General features: G+C 73.9%; 19 protein-coding genes, 1 tRNA gene, 1 other RNA gene and 1 pseudogene. 8 read left to right on the top strand and 14 right to left on the bottom strand.

Going from position 1 to position 16,130, the window contains the following annotated elements:
• The coding region (locus HTZ82_RS04430; RefSeq protein WP_175407941.1) for a DNA polymerase III subunit gamma and tau at positions 1–1,204 on the bottom strand (1,204 nt) is incomplete at its 3' end.
• A 54-nt stretch (positions 1,205–1,258) separates the two neighbouring features.
• Positions 1,259–1,357, bottom strand: an RNA gene (gene ffs / locus HTZ82_RS04425) — signal recognition particle sRNA small type.
• A 72-nt stretch (positions 1,358–1,429) separates the two neighbouring features.
• Between ffs and HTZ82_RS04420 the strand changes: the two genes are divergently transcribed.
• Both HTZ82_RS04420 and HTZ82_RS04415 read left to right on the top strand, forming a co-directional pair.
• Positions 1,430–1,517, top strand: a tRNA-Ser gene (locus tag HTZ82_RS04420).
• Positions 1,518–1,675: 158 nt separating this feature from the next.
• The gene (locus HTZ82_RS04415) at positions 1,676–2,722 is read left to right on the top strand and encodes a pyridoxal-phosphate dependent enzyme (protein WP_375540779.1); all 1,047 of its coding nucleotides are present in this window, start codon (positions 1,676–1,678) and stop codon (positions 2,720–2,722) included.
• A gap of 41 nt (positions 2,723–2,763) precedes the next feature.
• Here HTZ82_RS04415 and HTZ82_RS04410 read toward each other — a convergent pair whose 3' ends face one another.
• The 3 genes from HTZ82_RS04410 to HTZ82_RS04400 form a co-directional block, all read right to left on the bottom strand.
• Complete coding sequence (locus HTZ82_RS04410) at positions 2,764–3,246, bottom strand: hypothetical protein (RefSeq protein WP_175407939.1); 483 nt, start codon at positions 3,244–3,246, stop codon at positions 2,764–2,766.
• 225 nt (positions 3,247–3,471) lie between these two features.
• Entirely contained in the window at positions 3,472–3,990 is a 519-nt protein-coding gene (locus tag HTZ82_RS04405) for a hypothetical protein (protein WP_309235299.1), read from the bottom strand.
• Positions 3,987–4,151, bottom strand: coding sequence for a hypothetical protein (locus tag HTZ82_RS04400; RefSeq protein WP_175407938.1), 165 nt, complete (start codon positions 4,149–4,151; stop codon positions 3,987–3,989). The genes HTZ82_RS04405 and HTZ82_RS04400 overlap by 4 nt, the downstream gene beginning before the upstream one ends.
• Between HTZ82_RS04400 and HTZ82_RS33035 the strand changes: the two are divergent.
• A pseudogene (locus tag HTZ82_RS33035) lies at positions 4,141–4,737 on the top strand (TetR/AcrR family transcriptional regulator); the annotation flags it as partial. The gene HTZ82_RS04400 and the pseudogene HTZ82_RS33035 overlap by 11 nt on opposite strands.
• A 37-nt stretch (positions 4,738–4,774) precedes the next feature.
• On the opposite strand, the gene HTZ82_RS04395 reads toward HTZ82_RS33035, so the two are convergent.
• On the bottom strand, positions 4,775–5,761 hold the full coding sequence (locus tag HTZ82_RS04395) for a DMT family transporter (RefSeq protein WP_175407937.1): 987 nt from the start codon (positions 5,759–5,761) through the stop codon (positions 4,775–4,777).
• Positions 5,762–5,778: 17 nt separating this feature from the next.
• Here HTZ82_RS04395 and HTZ82_RS04390 point away from each other — a divergent pair, with 17 nt between their 5' ends.
• Both HTZ82_RS04390 and HTZ82_RS04385 read left to right on the top strand, forming a co-directional pair.
• Entirely contained in the window at positions 5,779–6,219 is a 441-nt protein-coding gene (locus HTZ82_RS04390; protein WP_175407936.1) for a DUF6153 family protein, read from the top strand.
• 53 nt (positions 6,220–6,272) lie between these two features.
• Positions 6,273–7,160, top strand: a complete 888-nt coding sequence (locus tag HTZ82_RS04385; protein ID WP_175407935.1) for a F510_1955 family glycosylhydrolase — start codon at positions 6,273–6,275, stop codon at positions 7,158–7,160.
• A gap of 7 nt (positions 7,161–7,167) precedes the next feature.
• Here HTZ82_RS04385 and HTZ82_RS04380 read toward each other — a convergent pair whose 3' ends face one another.
• The 5 genes from HTZ82_RS04380 to HTZ82_RS04365 form a co-directional block, all read right to left on the bottom strand.
• A complete protein-coding gene (locus tag HTZ82_RS04380) occupies positions 7,168–7,800 on the bottom strand; it encodes a MarC family protein (protein WP_175407934.1) in 633 nt (210 codons plus the stop codon).
• 370 nt (positions 7,801–8,170) lie between these two features.
• Entirely contained in the window at positions 8,171–8,920 is a 750-nt protein-coding gene (gene cobM / locus HTZ82_RS04375; protein WP_175407933.1) for a precorrin-4 C(11)-methyltransferase, read from the bottom strand.
• A complete protein-coding gene (gene cbiE, locus HTZ82_RS04370) occupies positions 8,917–10,173 on the bottom strand; it encodes a precorrin-6y C5,15-methyltransferase (decarboxylating) subunit CbiE (protein ID WP_175407932.1) in 1,257 nt (418 codons plus the stop codon). Before cbiE ends, cobM begins: the two co-directional genes overlap by 4 nt.
• Before the next feature lie 46 nt (positions 10,174–10,219).
• Positions 10,220–10,348: a DUF6126 family protein gene (locus HTZ82_RS31975; protein WP_254711607.1), complete on the bottom strand. Its 129-nt coding sequence runs from the start codon at positions 10,346–10,348 to the stop codon at positions 10,220–10,222.
• A gap of 76 nt (positions 10,349–10,424) precedes the next feature.
• A complete protein-coding gene (locus HTZ82_RS04365) occupies positions 10,425–11,396 on the bottom strand; it encodes a helix-turn-helix transcriptional regulator (RefSeq protein WP_175407931.1) in 972 nt (323 codons plus the stop codon).
• Positions 11,397–11,487: 91 nt separating this feature from the next.
• Between HTZ82_RS04365 and HTZ82_RS04360 the strand changes: the two genes are divergently transcribed.
• On the top strand, positions 11,488–11,685 hold the full coding sequence (locus HTZ82_RS04360; protein WP_175407930.1) for a hypothetical protein: 198 nt from the start codon (positions 11,488–11,490) through the stop codon (positions 11,683–11,685).
• On the top strand, positions 11,682–11,879 hold the full coding sequence (locus HTZ82_RS04355) for a hypothetical protein (RefSeq protein ID WP_175407927.1): 198 nt from the start codon (positions 11,682–11,684) through the stop codon (positions 11,877–11,879). Before HTZ82_RS04360 ends, HTZ82_RS04355 begins: the two co-directional genes overlap by 4 nt.
• Before the next feature lie 4 nt (positions 11,880–11,883).
• Here HTZ82_RS04355 and HTZ82_RS04350 read toward each other — a convergent pair whose 3' ends face one another.
• The 3 genes from HTZ82_RS04350 to HTZ82_RS04340 form a co-directional block, all read right to left on the bottom strand.
• Complete coding sequence (locus tag HTZ82_RS04350; protein WP_254711606.1) at positions 11,884–12,777, bottom strand: ABC transporter permease; 894 nt, start codon at positions 12,775–12,777, stop codon at positions 11,884–11,886.
• Positions 12,774–13,751: an ATP-binding cassette domain-containing protein gene (locus tag HTZ82_RS04345; RefSeq protein ID WP_175407929.1), complete on the bottom strand. Its 978-nt coding sequence runs from the start codon at positions 13,749–13,751 to the stop codon at positions 12,774–12,776. Before HTZ82_RS04345 ends, HTZ82_RS04350 begins: the two co-directional genes overlap by 4 nt.
• A 65-nt stretch (positions 13,752–13,816) precedes the next feature.
• Positions 13,817–14,221 carry a hypothetical protein gene (locus HTZ82_RS04340; RefSeq protein WP_254711605.1) on the bottom strand — a complete coding sequence of 135 codons (405 nt, stop codon included), beginning with the start codon at positions 14,219–14,221 and terminating at the stop codon, positions 13,817–13,819.
• 258 nt (positions 14,222–14,479) lie between these two features.
• Here HTZ82_RS04340 and HTZ82_RS04335 point away from each other — a divergent pair, with 258 nt between their 5' ends.
• On the top strand, positions 14,480–15,967 hold the full coding sequence (locus HTZ82_RS04335; protein WP_175407928.1) for an APC family permease: 1,488 nt from the start codon (positions 14,480–14,482) through the stop codon (positions 15,965–15,967).
• Positions 15,968–16,130: the final 163 nt, after the last annotated feature.

Below are 16,130 nucleotides of genomic sequence, written 5' to 3'. Positions count from 1 at the left end.
GCACGTACCCGACCGACGGCCCCGGCCCGGCGGCGGCCTGGACGTGCATGCCCCGCTCCAGCCGCTCGATGCGGGCCTGCACCGACCGCTCGTCGCCGAAGGCGGCGGGCAGCAGCACGCGCGCGCAGATCAGCTCCAGCTGAAGGCGGGGCGAGGTGGCGCCGCGCATCTCGGTGAGCCCGGCGTTGACGAGGTCGGCGGCGCGGCTCAGCTCGGCGGCCCCGAACGTGGAGGCCTGCGCCTGCATCCGCTCGACGACATCGGCCGGCCCGTCGATGAGCCCCTTGCCGGCAGCGTCCGGAACAGCGGCGAGGATCACCAGATCGCGCAGCCGCTCCAGCAGATCGGCGACGAACCGTCGCGGATCGTTGCCCCCTTCGATGACGCGATCGACGACTTCGAAGGCCGCGGCACCGTCTCCCGTGGCGAACGCCTCGACGACGGAGTCGAGCAGCGACCCGTCGGTGTACCCGAGGAGGGAGGTGGCCATGGCGTACGTCACACCGTCCTCGCCGGCGCCGGCGAGGAGCTGGTCCATGACGGACATGGAGTCACGCACGGACCCGGCCCCGGCGCGCACGACGAGCGGCAGCACACCGTCCTCGACGGGGATGCCCTCCCGCCCGCAGACCTCGGCGAGGTACTCCCGGAGCGTCCCGGGCGGCACGAGCCGGAACGGGTAGTGATGGGTGCGCGACCGGATGGTCCCGATGACCTTCTCGGGCTCGGTCGTCGCGAAGATGAACTTCAGATGCTCGGGCGGCTCCTCGACGACCTTCAGCAGGGCGTTGAAGCCCGCCGAGGTGACCATGTGGGCCTCGTCGATGATGTAGATCTTGTACCGGCTGCTCGCCGGCCCGAAGAACGCCTTCTCGCGCAGGTCACGCGCGTCGTCCACACCGCCGTGCGAGGCGGCGTCGATCTCGATGACGTCGATCGAACCCGGCCCGTTGCGCGCCAGGTCCCGGCACGACTGGCACTCGCCGCACGGGGTGGGCGTGGGCCCCTGCTCGCAGTTCAGGCACCGCGCGAGGATGCGCGCACTGGTCGTCTTGCCGCATCCGCGCGGCCCGCTGAACAGGTACGCGTGATTGACCCGGTTGTTCCGCAGCGCCTGCTGCAGCGGGTCGGTGACATGCTCCTGCCCGATGACCTCGGCGAAGGTCTCGGGTCGATAGCGGCGGTACAGCGCGAGGGACGACACGCTTACGACGATATCGGGCCCCACCGACAACCGGTCCGCCCCAAGATCCCCACCAACGCAAGCGCCCCCCACGCACCCGCCAGAGCCGACCTACCCTTGCTGCCTTCCGGCCCTGGGGGAGTTCAGTCAGATAGCGCCACGTGAGGGGCTCCGCCAAGAGTACCTGATCGTCCCGCCCGGGAACGAGTTCGCGAGCACTGCTCGGCGTCATGTAATGTTTCCGGCGGAGGATTCGCCTAGAGGCCTAGGGCGCACGCTTGGAAAGCGTGTTGGGGGCAACCCCTCACGAGTTCGAATCTCGTATCCTCCGCCAGTGCCTCACCGGGCACGATGTCGAAGGGCCCCACCGTTCGCGGTGGGGCCCTTCGTCGTGGCTGAAAGAGGTCGAGCGCGGTGGGGAAGGTCTGAGCTCCATGGTTCCGCTCCGCCTGGCAGTGTGGGGGGATGGGTGCTGACCGGGTGTTCGTTCGGGTGGGGCGGGGGCGGGGGCGGGCGAGGTATGGGGGTGGTGTGCCTGTGGGGGTGCGGGAGTTTCATCGGGGGTTGGCGGGGTTCGCGGCTACGGCGTTGGTCGAATTGCCCGCGCTCGCTCGCGAGTTGGGGGTCGGGCGGGTTTTCGTCAAGGACGAGTCGGTGCGGTTGGGGTTGCCCTCGTTCAAGGTGCTGGGGGCCTCATGGGCCGTGCACCGGGTGGTGGGTCGGCGCGGGGCGGGGGCCGTGACGTTGGTGACCGCTACGGACGGGAACCACGGGCGGGCCGTCGCGCGTACCGCCCGGTGGGCGGGGCAGCGGGCGCGGGTGTTCGTGCCGGACGGGGTGGCGGCCGGGGCCGCCGCGGCGATCGCGGCCGAGGGGGCCGAGGTCGTGGAGGTGGCGGGGCCCTACGACGAGGCCGTGCGGCGGGCCGCCGGTGCCGTGGGGGGCGATGCCGTGCTGGTGCAGGACACCGCCTGGGACGGGTACGAGCGGGTGCCGGGGTGGATCGTGGAGGGGTACTCCACGCTGTGCGCCGAGATCGACGAGCAACTGGCGGAGGCCGGGGCGGGGACGCCCGGGCTCGTGGCGGTGCCGGTGGGGGTCGGGTCGCTGGCGCAGGCCGTGGTCACGCATTACGAGGCGAGGCCGGCGGGGCGGCGGCCCGCGCTGCTGGCCGTCGAGCCGGAGGCCGCCGCGTGTGTGCTGGAGAGTCTGCGGAGGGGGCGGCTGACGTCGGTCGCCACCGGGCAGACGGGTATGGCCGGGCTCAACTGCGGTACGCCGTCCAGCATCGCCTGGCCGCGGCTGCGGGACGGTCTTGACGCCGCCGTCGCCGTCAGCGACGCCGGCAGTGCCCGGGCCGCCGCCGATCTCGGCGCGCTCGGGGTGTCCGCGGGGCCCTGCGGTGCCGCGTCCCTCGCGGGTGTACGGAAGCTCCTCACCGGGCCGGGCGGCGACGCGCGCGCCGCCGCACTCGGCCTCGGGCCCGGCTCGACCCTCGTACTGCTCAATACGGAGGGGCGGGCGGCGGCGGGCGGCTAGTGGTGTTCGGAGGGTTTCCGGTGGGCGTGCTCGGCCGGCGGTCAGATGCGTTCTGCGCGGCGGGCGCCCGGGGGCCACACCACGTCCACCGGGATGCCTCGGCCGCGGGCGTACGCCACCAGGTGGGCGGTCGCGTCGCGGCCGTTGGACGGGGAGCCGTCCCAGACGGCCAGGAGGCGGCGGCTCGTGGTGATCATCCGTTCGTCCGCGCCGACGCAGGCGTCGCGGCCCTCCGGGTCGTATGGCATGAGGCGCATCCGCTCGGCCAGGAGCAGCAGTTCACCGGCCGCCACCCGGTCGCGACGCGGCAGCGCCGCCGGGACGGAGCCCTGGGCGGGGAGGAGGACGACCAGGTCGCGGCCCGCCTCCCGTACGGCACGCCCGAAGGCCAGCGGCAGCCCGGCGCCGACGCGTACGAGGCCGGTGGCCCCGTCCGCCAGGTGGTCGAGCCGGGCGCGCAGCTCGCTCTCGACCAGTCTCAGGGTGTCCGGGGTCAGGTCGGTGTGGCCGACCGCCGCGATCACCTGGTGGCTCGCTTCCCCGCCATACGGCGCCTCCCGTACTCCCGGCGTACTCCCGGCGATTCCTGCACGGTAGTGAAGTGAACACACGCCGTCGCGCGTGCGGAAGGGGTCCGACGTCCCCAGGGCGTGCCGGACGGCCCTCTCGTGGGGTGCATGTGGCGTCAGGGGACCCGCGGGACCGGCGAGGTGCCGCCTCCGACGGCCGACGCCACCGCGGCGCGGTCCCTACCCGCGTCGCCGGCGGGTGGTCGCGCGCCGGCCGTACGGGGTGAGGCCGCGCGGCTGGAAGACCGACAGAACCGTCACGACGAGGAGCACCACCAGGGCCGCGCCCGCGTCCACGAGGAGCTGGACGCGGAGGCCGTCGAGGGAGCCGTCCAGGGCGGCGCCGCGGGCCGACACGTCCGCGAGGTGGCCGACCGGGGCGGTGTGGAGGAGCAGGAAGCCGGTCGCCAGGACGGTCAGCGCCAGCTTGGCGACGACCCAGTAGTGGCGGAGCAGCCCCCACGGCGTGCCGAGCGCCTGGACGACACCCGTCAGCAGGGACGCGAAGGCCAGTGGGACGATCACCCACCAGGTGAGCACCTGCGTCGCCAGGTACAGGCCGCGCGCACGGTCCGTGTCGCCGCCCGCCAGGCCCGCGGCCGCCAGTGCCAGGAACGCCGCCACCGCGCCCAGCCAGCCGACGGAAGCCGTCACATGGGCGGTCAGCGCGGCCTTGCGCCATATCGGGGGCAGGGTCACGACAGGGCGCCCAGACCGTGTATGCCCGGGCCCAGGCCGCCGCCCGCGCCGCCCGTCAGGTGCAGCACGACGAACAGGGCCAGCGCCACCAGGGCCACCACGCCCGAGACCTTCACCCACCGGGGCGTCGGCGGGCGGTGTGCGTCATCGGTGTCAGTCATCGAGGGCTCCCCTTTTTCGAGACACACTGTCTACTTGCACGGCACAGTGTATGCGGTTCCCGCTGCCTACACTGAGTGGGTGCCGAAGCTGTGGAACGAGACCATCGAGGAACACCGCCGCGCGGTACGGGACGCGGTGCTGGACGCCACGGCGACGCTGGCCGCCGAACACGGGCCTCGCGCGGTGACGATGTCGCGGATCGCCACGGAGACGGGCATCGGCCGGGCGACGCTCTACAAGTACTTCCCGGACGTCGAGGCGGTCCTGACCGCCTGGCACGAGCGGCAGGTCGCCGCCCACCTGGACCTCATCACCGGGCTGCGGCACCGCCCCGGCAGCGCGGCCGACCGGCTGGCGGCCGTCCTGGACACGTACGCGGGCATCCAGCGGCAGCGCGCGGGCCACGGCGCCGGGCTGGCGGCGCTGCTGCACCGGGGCGAGCACGTCGACCGCGCCCGCCACCACCTCACCGGTCTCGTACGGGACCTGGTCACCGAGGCGGCCGCGGAAGGCGCCGTGCGCGGGGACGTGCCGGCCGCCGAGCTCGCCGCGTACTGTCTGCACGCCCTGGAGGCCGCGGGGGGCCTGCCGTCCAAGGCGGCGGTCCAGCGCCTCGTCGCCGTCACTCTGGACGGTCTGAGGCCTCCCGGCCCCCTGGTGCCTCCGGAGGCCCCGGAGGCCCCGGGCGATCCGGCGGCCCCGAGCGATCCGGCGGCTCCGGGGGCTCCTCGCTCGTCGTCGTCGCCGGGCGCAGGGCGCCCAGATACACACCCGCGATGATCAGCGGGGCGCCCAGCAGCAGCGACCACGTCAGCGGCTCGTCGTCCAGCCACGCCGACACGGCGATCGCGACCACCGGGATCACCACGAAGACGTACGCCGCGCGCGAGGCGCCCCACCGCTGGATCACCAGGAGGTAGAAGACGAACGTCAGCACCGACCCCGCCACCACCAGGTACGCCAGCGCCCACCACGTCGCCGCGCGCTCGGGCAGCACCCACGCGTCGCCCACCGCCCGCGAGACCGCGAACAGCGCGGCCGCCGCCGCGGTCATGCCGACCGCGTTCATCGTCACAGGGTGGACCTTCGGCAGCCGCCGCACCAGCACCGCGGCCTGCGCCAGCGACAGCACGGCACCCAGCGCCGCCAGCAGCGCGCCCAAAGGCACGTCCGCCTGGAGCGGCGCCTGCGACACCACCGCCACGCCCCCGACGGCGCACACCGTCCCGGCGAGCCCGGTGAGCCGGAACCGCTCCTGGTGCTGCGCCACCGCCAGCAGCAGCGCGGCGAGCGGTACGAGGGCGAGGAGCGTCTGGCCGAGGCCCGCGTGGATGTGGACCAGCGCGTAGTACGCCAGCCCGAACGTCACGCCGAAGTTGAGCATCCCGAACAGCACCGACCCGGCGAGCGCCCGCCCGCGCGGCCACGGAAGCCGCAGCGCCGCCATGATCGCCAGCAGGAGGAGCGCGGCCGCGCCGAACCGGAGCGACGCGCCCCAGAGGGGGTCCAGCTCGCGGTTGCTGAAGCGGATGCCGACGGCGTTGCCGCCCGCGAGGACGCAGGTCACGGCGAAGGAGGCGACGCCCGCCCGGTCCCGTACCCACTGCACCCCCTCACCGTAGGGCGGTGCCGGTACCCTCGGTCGGCAACGACACCTGGAAGGCAGCACCCCCCATGACGGCGCGGACCAGAACTCCTCTGCTGCTTGCCGCCGTGGCAGCGCTCGCCTTCGGGCTGTTCCTGATGCACGGGCTCGGGCACCCGGCCGAGCCGGCGCCGACGACGACCACGACCACCACGTCCGTCGCGTACGCGTCGGTGCCCGCCGGCCATGACCACGAGCGCGAGCACGAGACCCGTACTCCCGGGACCCACACGGACCTCGCCGCCCTGTGCGTCGCCGTCCTGTTCGGTACGTGGCTCCTCACCGCCCTGGTCCAGGTGGCGCTCATCCGCCGCCGCCCCGACGGGCATCCGCCCGCGCGGAACCGCATCCTCCATGCGCTGCGAGCCCAGCCGGCTCCGCGCCCGCCCGACCTGGCGAGGCTGTCTCTCCTGCGGATCTAGGGACCACCGGCTCCGTCGGTCACCCCCAGCTCCCTTCAGTGAGGCACGCACCCATGAACATCCGCACCAGGACCACCGCCACCGCCGCCGCCCTCCTCGCGCTCGCCCTCCCCCTGGCCGGCTGCGCGAGCCCGGACTCAGGAAGCGGTGGGACCGTCACCACCGCCACCGGCGACGTCATCCGCGTCAGCCACATCCACGGGCTCGGCGTCGACCCCGCCGACGGGCGCGTCCACGTCGCCACGCACGAGGGGATCCTCACGCCGAACCCGGACGGCACCGCCCGCCGCGTCGGCGACAGCCACGACGACTACATGGGCTTCACGGTCGTCGGCCCCCGTACGTTCGTGGCCAGCGGCCACCCCGGGCACGGCAACGACGACGAGCCCGGGAACCGCGGTCTGATCGAGTCGACGGACGCCGGCGTGACCTGGAAGGTGAGGTCCCTGTCCGGCGGCGCCGACTTCCACGCGCTCGACTACGCGCACGGCACCGTCTACGGCTACGACAGCACCGGCGGCCGCCTCCGTGTCAGCGAGGACCGCGAGAACTGGGACGACCGCGCCGAACTGCGGGCGCTGGACATCGCCGTGAGCCCCGAGGACCCGGACACGGTCCTGGCGACCACCGGCAAGGGCATCGCCCGGTCCACGGACGGCGGCCGCACCTTCGGGCCCGGCGCGGAGCCCGTCATGGCGTACGTGTCCTGGCCGGCGGCGGACGCGCTGTTCGGCCTCGACCCGCAGGGCGGCCTGCACCGCAGCGCCGACGGCGGCCGGACGTGGCGGAAGGTGTCCACGGTCCCGGGCAGCGGCCCGCAGGCGCTGACGGCCGTGACGGCCGGCCACATCCTGGCCGCCACGGAGAGCGGCGTGTACGAGTCGAAGGACGGCGGCAGGACCTTCGAGCGGATCCTGGCCACCACCCCAGGCGCCCACTGACCACCCGTCAGGCATCGGCCCTCTGGAGGCCCGGGACGCCCAGGTCGGACAGGCCGTCGAGCGCCAGGTCCACGCCCACCGCCGCGAGCAGGAGCCCGAGCAGCCGGCCGGCCAGTTCAATGGTGGCGTGGTGCGTGCGGCGCAGCAGCCGGGCCAGCGCCAGGACGCACACCAGGTCCAGGACGATGACCGAGAGGTACGCGCCCACGACGGTGCTGCGCCAGGTCCAGGAGTCGCGGGCGGACGCCTCTACGAGCAGGCCCGTCATGGCCAGCGGGCTCACCACGTACGGGATGAGCAGCGCCCGTACGCCGCTGACCAGGTCCTGGCTGTCCTGGCCGGCGCCGTCGGAGCCGAGGTGGATGCCGAAGACCAGGCCCAGGGCGTACAGGAAGAAGATCAGCCCGCCCGCGAGCTTCAGCGCGGGCGTGGTGATGTGGAACAGGTCGAGCAGCCAGGGCGCGGCGAAGCCGGTGCCGACGCCGACCAGCAGGGCGGCCGCGGAGGCGATCAGCGCGATGAGGCGCAGTCGGCGCGTCACGTGCAGCTGGGCGAGACCGGCGAAGGACAGCATGACCTTCGGCGGGCCGACCACCGAGAAGAACGTGATGAAGGCGGCGGAGAAGCTGAGAGCGTTCACTCCCGGCATCATGGCCCGGCCGGCCGCCGCCACCGGCTCTCCGACACCCCGCTGCGCGGCGACCCCGCTGCGCGACGGGCCTTCTGCGCGGCGACCCGCTGTCCGGCGACCCCGCTGCGCGACGACCGCTGTCCAGCGACCCTGCTGTCCCGCGACCCCGCTGTGCAGCGACCCGCTGTCCCTGGCCCCCGCTGCGCGGCGACCCGCTGTGCGACGGCCCTCTGTGCGACGGTCCTCTGGCCCGGCGACCTGCTGCGCGGCGACCCCGTTGTCCGGCGACCCTGCCGTGCGACGACCCCGCCGGCCCGCGACCCTGCTGTGCAGCGCCCCCGCTGTCCCGCGCCCCCTGCTGTCCGGCGGCCCCCCGGGCTCAGCAGGCGTGGCGTTCGCGCTCCGGTGAGTACAGGTGGCTGTCGCGGAACTGGGTCGCGGCCAGGGTGCGGCCGACGATGATCACGGCGGTCTTCGTGATGCCCGCGGCCTTCGTCTGCGCGGCGATGTCCGCGAGCGTGCCGCGCAGCACCAGCTCGTCCGGGCGGCTGGCCATCGCCACGACGGCCGCCGGGCAGTCCTCGCCGTAGTGCGGGACCAGCTCGCCGACGACCCGGTCGACGTACCGCGCGGCCAGGTGCAGCACCAGCAGCGCGCCGCTGCGGCCGAGCGTGGCGAGGTCCTCGCCCTCCGGCATGGGCGTGGCCTGCTGGGCGATGCGCGTGAGGATGACGGTCTGGCCGACCGTCGGCACGGTCAGCTCCCGCTTCAGCGCCGCCGCGGCCGCCGCGAACGCCGGGACGCCCGGCACCACCTCGTACGGGACGCCGACCGCGTCGAGCCGTCGCATCTGCTCCGCGACCGCGCTGAACACGGACGGGTCGCCGGAGTGCAGCCGGGCCACGTCGTGCCCGGCCTCGTGGGCGCGGACGATCTCCGCGACGATCTCGTCGAGGTCCAGGTGCGCGGTGTCGACGAGGCGCGCGTCCGGCGGGCACTCGGCGAGCAGCTCGCGCGGGACCAGCGACCCGGCGTACAGGCACACCTGGCAGGAGGCGAGCGTACGGGCGCCGCGCACGGTGATCAGGTCGGCGGCCCCGGGGCCCGCGCCGATGAAGTGAACGGTCATGCCTGCTGCTCTCCTGCCTTGGTTACGGTCCATTGCGTGACCGGCATCGCCTGCCGCCAGCCGGTGAAGCCGCCCACCGGTACGGCGTGCGCGACCGCGAGCCGTACGAGCTCACCGCCGTGCCGCCGGTACCGGTCGGCCAGCAGCGCCTCGGACTCCAGCGTCACGGTGTTGGCGACCAGCCGGCCGCCCGCCGGGAGCGCGTCCCAGCAGGCGTCGAGCAGGCCGGGAACGGTGAGCCCGCCGCCGATGAACACGGCGTCCGGCGTGTCGAGCTCCGCGAGCCCCCCGGGCGCGGCGGCGCGGACGACCCGGAGGCCCGGTACGCCGAGGGCCGCGGCGTTGCGGGCGATGCGCTCGGCCCGTTCCGGGTCGCGTTCGACGGCGACGGCACGGCAGGTGCGGTGGGCGCGCATCCACTCGATGCCGATGGAGCCGGAGCCGCCGCCGATGTCCCACAGCAGTTCGCCGGGGGCGGGCGCGAGGGCGGCGAGGGTCGCGGCGCGTACGTGCCGCTTGGTGAGCTGGCCGTCGTGCTCGTACGCGTCGTCGGGCAGGCCCGGTACGGCGCCGAGGCGCGGCGCGCCCGGGGCGCGGAGGCACTCGACGGCGACGATGTTCAGGGGGTCGCCCTGCGGGTGGGGCCAGTCGTCGGCGGTGCCGTGGAGCAGGCGCTCCCGCGTCCCGCTGCCGAGCTGCTCCAGGACGTGGAGGCGGCTGGGCCCGAAGCCCCGCTCCCGCAGCAGCCCGGCCACCTCGCCGGGGGTGCCGGCGCCGGCGCTGAGCACCAGCAGCCGCCGCCCGTGGTGCAGCGCGGCCGCCAGGGTGTCGAGGGGGCGCCCGACGAGCGTGACGGTCTCGGTGTCCTCCAGCGGCCAGCCGAGCCGGGCGCAGGCGTACGAGACGGACGACGGGTGCGGCAGGACGCGCAGCCGCCCGGGCCCGAGGGTCTCGGCGAGTGCGCGGCCGATGCCGTGGAACATGGGGTCACCGCTGGCCAGCACGGCGACGTCGCGGCCCTCGTACGCCGCCAGGAGCCCGGGCACGGCCGGCCGCAGCGGCGACGGCCAGGCGACGCGTTCGGCGCCGACCTCGGCGTCCGGCAGCAGGGCGAGCTGGCGGGCACCGCCGCCGATGACGACGTCGGCGGCGCGCAGGGCGTCCCGGGACGCCTCGGGCAGCCCGGCCCAGCCGTCGGCGCCGATACCGACGACGGTGAGGGGTGGTGGTGCGGGCTTCTCCGGGCTGCTCACGGGCCGGAACCCTACCGGCCGGTCGGGACACGGCCCGCCGCCGGGGCTACTTGTTCGCGTGGTCGCCGACGTAGAAGAGGATCCACACGAACCCGGCGAGCGCGTGCGTCACGAACACGTACACGAAGACGCGCAGGGCGACGCCCTTCTCCTTCCAGCGCTCCAGGTCGCTCATCGCGTCTCCTTGCCATGGCCGTCGTGGTCCGCCGCCCACAATACGCCCGACGCCGCAGGGCCCCGCCGCGACCGGTTCAGCGGGCCTCGGTGGCCCGTCTCAGTGCGTCCCGGTGCTCCCAGGTCCAGGGGGCGTTCCGCAGCTCGGCGGGGAGTCCCGCCAGGCCTGCGGTGATGTGGTCGACCGCGTCGGCGTATCGGCCGAGGCCGAGGTGGGCCAGGCCCATGTTCAGGCGGTTGAACTCGGGCGTGAGCCAGTACGCCGTGTCCGGGGGCGGCAGGGCGGCGGCCACGTCGGTCAGCCGCTCGGCGTTCTCCATCATGCGCAGGGCGTCGTCCCTCGCCCCCAGCTCGGCCAGGCCGGCGGCTGCCTGGAGCATGTCGCCCAGGCGCTGGGCGGGATGGGCGCCGGGCGTGAACGCGGCGGCCGAGTACCAGCGGGCCACGCCCTGCGGCCTGGCCTGCCGGCGGGCCAGGTAGCCCTTGAAGTTGAGCGCCTGGGCGGCGAGCGTGCCGTTGCCGACCTCGTCGGCCAGCTCCACCGCCTCGCCCAGGAGCCGTACGGCCTCACCGTCCCGCCGTTCCTGCGCGAGCAGCCACCCGCCGAACTGGACGAACTCCGAGGCCACTTCGGCCAGCCGGTCCCGGTGCGGTCCCCTGGCGTCCTTGAGCAGCCGGACGACCTCTGTCATCTGGGCGAGCGTCGCCGGGATGACGGACCGGGGCCTCACGGTGTCGTCGAGCCGCCGGTACGCGGTGAGCACACCCGCGATCGCGTCGACCGTGGCGCCGTCCAGCCGCAACGGGTTCGCCGTACTGCGGGACAGCCGCGCGCGGTCGTCGTCGCCGGGCAGGGTGCCCGCCAGCGCGCCGCCGGTCCCGAGCAGGCCGTCCAGGGCCTTGGCCAGCTTGGCGGAGGGCCGCTGCTTGCCGTTGAGCACCCGGGAGAGGTAGGCGGGGTCGTAGTTGACCGCCCGGGCGGCGGCCCTCATCGAATAGCCCTGGTCGCGCAGCGCCCTGCGCGCCACATCAGCGAACTCGTCACGCATCGTGAACCTCGTGGCGTTGACCGGTGACCACCACTGTATGTCAACGCCGGTCAACTCCCGCGTGAGCAGCGGTCACCAGCAGCCTTCCGCCATGGCGAACAAGACCACGATGGACGGCCCCGTCCACCTCCGGCTCCCCGTCCTCGAACCCGTCCCGGTGGAGGGCTGCGCCGTGTGCACCGCCCTGGCAGGACAGCAGAGGTCGGCCCGCCGCGCGGGCGACCTGTCCGCGGCCACCGACTGCAACGTGCGGATCCGCAACCACCCCCACGCGCGGGGGCCGAAGTGAACGCAGGGCCCGCGACCTCGGAGCCGCTGCGCCTGCTCTCCCTCCGCGTCTCCCGCGACGGCGGCCGGACCTGGGGACCCGAACGGCAGGTCTGGAGCAGCGAACCCCTGGCACACGCCATCTGGCCGCCCTGCCAGTGCCCGCGCTGCCGCGCCACGGGCGGCACCGGCGGCACCGGCCGCGCCGGCGGATGACACGCTACTTCCGGTTGTACAGCCGCATCGTCACCGCGCCGAACACCACCACGAACACCGCCGACCAGCCCAGCGTCCACGCGATGTCGGCCGCCGGCCAGCCGCCTGCCATCAACTCCCGGACCGACGTGGCCAGATGGGTCATCGGGCTGTTGTTGACGAAGGCCTGGAGCCAGCCGGGCATGGTGCGCGGGTCGACGAACACATTGCTCAGGAACGTCAGCGGGAAGATCACCATCATGCTGACGCCCATCACGGACTTCTCGGTGCGCAGCAGCAGGCCGAACATCGTCCAGATCCAGGAGAAGGCGAAGGAGAAGACCATGAGCAGGGCCACGCCCGCCAGGATCCCCGCGATCCCGCCGTCCGGCCGGTAGCCGATCAGCAGGCCGACCGACAGCATCACGGCGGACGCGATCAGGTAGCGGACGACGTCGCCCAGCAGGTAGCCGACCATCGGCGCGGGGCGCCAGATAGGGAGGGTGCGGAAGCGGTCGAAGACGCCTTTCGCGATGTCCGTGTTGACCGCGACACCCGTGTACATCGTGATCATCACGACGCTCATCGTCAGGATGCCCGGCAGCAGGAACTGGATGTACGCCGAGACCGAGCCGGCCAGCGCGCCTCCGAAGAGGTACGTGTACATCAGCACCATCATGATCGGGAACGCCGTCACGTCGAAGAGCTGCTCCGGCACGTGCTTGATCTTCAGCATGGCCCGCCACCCGAAGGTGAGCGAGGCGGACAGTGCCGAAGGGCGCGGCGGACGCCGGTCGGCGCCCGTGACCAGCAGCGCGGCCAGTTCGTCGGCGCGGGGCGCGACGAACGCTGCGGCGTCGGTCTGCTGCGCCTTCTGCGCCTGTGCCTGCTGTGCCTGCTGTGACGAGGTCGTGGTCATGCCGGGCCCTCCTTGCCCGTCAGCGCCAGGAACACCTCGTCCAGGCTGGGCTGTCCGAGCGCGAAGTTGTCGACGGTCACCCCGGCCCGGGCCAGTTCCGTCAGGGCTCGGGCCGCCTGCTCGGCGGCGCCCAGCTCCGTGCGGTGGCCGTCGACCGTCGCGGTCAGCGCGACCGGGTCCGGGTCGAGCTGGACGGTCACGTCGCCGAGGGCCGCCCTCAGTACCCGTACCGCCTCCTCGCGCTGCTCGGGCGCCCGGAGCCGTACGTGCACCGAACCGGAGCCGACCGACGCCTTCAGCTCGCCCTTCGTGCCCTCCGCGATGACCCGCCCGTGGTCGATCACCGCGATGCGCGAGGCGAGGTGGTCGGCCTCGTCGAGGTACTGCGTGGTGAGCAGCACCGTCGTGCCCTGGGCGACGACCGCCCGCACGATGTCCCACACCTGGTTGCGGGAGCGCGGGTCCAGGCCCGTCGTGGGCTCGTCCAGGAACAGGAGGTCCGGGGTGTTGAGGATGGACGCGGCGATGTCGATACGGCGCCGCATGCCGCCCGAGTAGTTCTTGACCTGCCGTCCCTCCGCGCCCGCCAGCCCGAACGCCTCCAGGAGCTGCGCCGCCCGCTCCCGCGCGGACGCCCGCGAGTGGCCGAGGAGGCGGCCCAGCAGCACCAGGTTCTCCGTGCCGGTCAGGTCCTCGTCGACCGACGCGTACTGCCCGGTCAGGCTCACACGGCCGCGCACCGCGTCGGCGTCCCGCACCACGTCCCGGCCGAACACCCGGGCCTCGCCGCCGTCCGGGCGCAGCAGTGTGGCCAGGACCTTCACCGCCGTCGTCTTGCCCGCGCCGTTCGGGCCGAGGACGCCGTAGACGGTGCCGGCCGGCACCCGCAGGTCGACGCCGTCGAGCGCCCGCGTGGCGCCGAAGACCTTCACCAGGCCGCTCGTCTCGACGGCGGGAGAGTCGGTCTCGGTCATGTCCACCAGTCTCCGACGGCGGGCCGCCCGATGCCACCGGCCGCCACCGACCGGCCATCGAACATCTATTCGTGCGTGTAGAAGACGTAGAACGCCGCGCAGAACATCGACGCACCCACGATCAGGCCGATGAACGAGCTGCTCAGCACGCTGAAGCCGCCTGCCGCGCTGTGCAGCCAGCCGACGCCGACGCCGGTCAGCGCCCCGTACGCGATGCCGCGCAGCTCGCGCGGGAGACTCCGCTGCACGCGGCCGAGGCCGTAGGCGAGTGCGCCGAACACGACGCCGCTGACCAGGCCGAAGACGACGTTGCCCCAGTCCGTGGGGCCGTCGCCGCGGTCCAGGAACCCGGCGTACAGGCCGTAGACGAAGGCCAGGCTCGCGGGCAGCGCCCAGCTCAGCGTGCTTCCTCCCGCCGAGCCGCGTGTGCGCGCCCGGCGGTGGCGCGCCGGAGCGGCGTGTGCGCCCATGGTGTGACTCCTTCCCGCAGCCCCCGTCAGCCCTGTCAGCTCCCCCCCTCAGCCCCTCGCACCTTCGAATCGCCTGCCAACACCTTCCGCCTTCCAAGGGCACACCCGTGGGCGGGAGTCGGCAACTCGACGGCTGCCCGGCACAGCTCCCGGAAGCCCCGGACGCCGGGCTTCCGGGCGCCCCACTACGATGCGCACGGATCGACCGGCTCGGCGCCACTTCCTCTCCACCTCCCCTGCCAGTCAAGGACGTTCGGTATGCGCAGCACTTCCGGCAGAGGGCTTCGACCCAATGTGCTCGGCACGTTCGACACCGTCGTGATGGCGGTCGCGGGCAGTGCCCCCGCCTACTCGCTCGCCGCCACCACCGCCGTACTCGTCGGCGCCGTCGGCCTCGCCGCGCCGGCCGCGCTGCTGTACTGCGCGCTGCCCATGCTCGGCATCGTGCTGGCGTACGGCAGGCTCGGGCGGATCGACGTGAACGCGGGCGCCGCGTACTCGTGGGTGGGGCGGACGCTCCACCCGTGCCTGGGGTTCCTGGCCGGATGGGCGCTCGTGGTGTCGACGACGCTGTTCATGGTGGCCGGTTCGCTGCCGGCGGGCGCGCTGACGCTGGCGCTGTTCGACCCGGCGCCGGCCGAGGAGACCTGGCCGGCCACGGCGGTGGGCGCGGGCTGGTTCCTGGTGATGCTGCTGGTGGTGCTGGGCGGGGCCCGGCTGACGGTGCGGGCGCAGTTGCTGATGACGGGCGTGGAACTGCTGCTCCTGCTCCTCTTCGTGCTGGGCGCGATGCTGCACCGGGGCGCGGCGGCGGCGTTCGACTGGTCGTGGTTCGGGCTGGGGCACTTCGACGGGGTGTCCGGGTTCGCTTCGGGCGCGTTGATCGCCGCCTTCTACTACTGGGGCTGGGACGTGACCAGCAACCTCAGCGAGGAGACCCGTGACAGCCGCCGCACGGCGGGCCTCGCCGCACTGGTCGGCGTCGCCGTCGTGTTCCTGCTCTTCGAGGCGTTCACGGTCGCCGTGAACGTCATCCTGACCGCCGAGGAGATCGGCGCGGCGGGCGGCGCCAACACGCTGGCGCTGCTCGGGGACGCGGTGTGGCCGGGCGTGGGCGGGAAACTGCTGGTGGTGGCGGTGATGCTGTCGACGGTCGCGACGCTGGAGACGACGCTGATCCAGGTGACGCGGTCGTTGTTCGCGATGGGCCGGGACCGTACGATGCCGGCCGCGCTCGGGGCGGTGCACCGCCGCTGGAACACGCCGTGGGTGGCGGTCGCCGTGGTCGGCGGGGTGGCGCTGGTCCTGTTCGTGGCGGCGAACGCGCTGGGCTCGGTCGGGGACATCCTGGCGGGCGCGGTCAGCGCGATGGGACTGCAGGTCGCGTTCTACTACGGCCTGGCGGGGGTGGCGGCGGTCGTCGCGTACCGGGGTCTCCTGCTGTCGTCCGTACGGGAGTTCCTGCTGGGCGGGGTGTGGCCGCTGGCGGGGGCGGCGTTCATGCTGTGGATCTTCTTCGAGTCGCTGACGGAGCTGCCGGCCGCGTCCGTGGCGATCGGGCTCGGCGGGCTCGCGGCAGGTCTCATTCCGATGATCTGGTACTGGCGGCGCGGCAGTTCGTACTACCGTCCGGCGAAGCTGGACGCGGTGCGCGCGCTGGCGGCGGCGGAGGGGCCGTCCGGCGACGCACCACGGCAGCGGCAGCACCGGCCGGCCGCCGACGAGCCGTTGGCGACCGACTTCTGACCACGCGACCGACCACGCGACGGGGGGAGAGGTAATGGCCGCACGCCATCGCGCCGACCGCACGGGAGGCCCCGGAGCCTCGGGCGGATCCGGAAACGCACGCCCCGCGGGACACACCCCGCCGCCCCCGCGACTCCCCGGGCCCACGCCGGAGGCCCCGGCA

The organism is Streptomyces sp. TRM64462 (assembly GCF_013362995.1).
In the GTDB taxonomy this organism is placed as follows: Bacteria; Actinomycetota; Actinomycetes; order Streptomycetales; family Streptomycetaceae; genus Streptomyces.
This window is presented reverse-complemented; position numbering and strand designations above follow the sequence as displayed.